This is a genomic window from Brachybacterium sp. HMSC06H03 (assembly GCF_001807385.1).
Lineage (GTDB): Bacteria > Actinomycetota > Actinomycetes > Actinomycetales > Dermabacteraceae > Brachybacterium > Brachybacterium conglomeratum.
Genome location: NZ_KV788698.1, coordinates 1 through 1,328, shown reverse-complemented (window position 1 = coordinate 1,328; position 1,328 = coordinate 1). Strand labels below are relative to the sequence as shown.

Genomic DNA, 1,328 nt, shown 5'->3' with positions numbered 1-1,328 from the left:
CGAGCGCCCCGGCCGCTCCGGCCGCCGCCGCTCCGGCCACGGCCGACGCCGCCCCCTCGGTCGCCCCGTCGGCCGCTCTGAACTCCACCCAGAAGCTCCGCTGGGGCTCCCGCGGCGGCGCCGTGCAGGAGCTGCAGTCGGCGCTGAACGCGAACGGCGCGGGCCTCGCGGTCGACGGCGTGTTCGGCAAGCGCACCCACGCGGCGGTCAAGGACTACCAGTCCTCCAAGGGCCTCCAGGTCGACGGGGTCGTCGGCCCGAAGACCCGCACCGCCCTCAACGGCGGCGTCTCCACCGGCGGCGCCTCCGCCCCCTCCTCGAGCGCTTCGAGCTCCTCCTCCGGCTCCTCCAGCACCATCGTGAACGCGGCCCGCTCCGCCGTGGGCACCCCCTACTCCTGGGGCGGCTCCTCCCTCAGCGGCATGGACTGCTCGGGCCTGGTGAACTACGCCTACAAGGCCGCCGGCATCTCGCTGCCGCGCACCTCCGGCCAGATCGCCAACGGCGGCCGCTGGATCTCCCAGTCGCAGGCCCAGCCCGGCGACATCGTCGCCTGGTCCGGCCACGTCGCGATCTACGCCGGCAACGGCCAGATCATCGACGCCTCCGGCTCGAAGCAGCGCGTCGTCGAGCGCTCCCTCTGGGGCAACCCGATCGGCTTCGTCACCTACCGCTGAGCCACCGGCTCCCCGGTCCACGGCCCGGCTCCCCTCGAGGGAGCCGGGCCGTGCCCGTTCATCCGGCCCCTGCGCCGCTCCCCGCCGTCCCGCGGGGACGGTAGAGGCGGCCGAATCCTGCCTCCGCACCCGGGATCGGCCCGACCAGCTCCCAGTCGATCCGCCGCCCGCCGGGCGCCGAGAAGGCGCGCGTCCCGTCGCCGAGCATCACCGGCGCGGAGAAGATCTGCAGCTCGTCGACGAGGTCGAGCTCGAGGGCCTGGCGGGCGATGTCGGCGCTGATGATCTGCACGTCCCTGCCGTCCGCGAGCTCGTGGGCGTGACGGATCGCCTCGGCCACGTCGACGTCCAGGGCGGTCACCGAGGGGTCGCCGGCGAGCTCCTCGGGCCGATGGGTCAGCACGATCTCGACCCCGTCCCAGGCCCCGCCGTAGGCCTCGGAGGTCAGCTCGCCGCGCTCGGCCGCCTGCGCGATCGCGGCGTCGTAGCCGCGCCGGCCGGAGATGATCACACCGACGGGTTCGGCGAGCCGCGCCACGACCTCGCCGTCCATGGGCGGGCAGGCCTCGAGCCAGGCCATGTCGTGCTCGGGCCCCGTGATGAAGCCGTCCAGCGAGGCGGTGCCCGTTACCTTGTGAGCACCCCGATGGA

2 protein-coding genes are annotated in these 1,328 nt (G+C 74.5%); one reads left to right on the top strand and one right to left on the bottom strand.

Translation table 11 applies throughout. The features are described 5' to 3' along the window. Positions 1-677 (top strand): C40 family peptidase (locus HMPREF3159_RS04370; RefSeq protein WP_070499842.1); only part of this gene is annotated, 677 nt, incomplete at its 5' end. A 58-nt stretch (positions 678-735) separates the two neighbouring features. On the opposite strand, the gene HMPREF3159_RS04365 is transcribed toward HMPREF3159_RS04370, so the two are convergent. Beyond that, positions 736-1,278, bottom strand: a complete 543-nt coding sequence (locus HMPREF3159_RS04365; RefSeq protein ID WP_246821472.1) for a dihydrofolate reductase family protein — start codon at positions 1,276-1,278, stop codon at positions 736-738. Positions 1,279-1,328 lie beyond the last annotated feature (50 nt).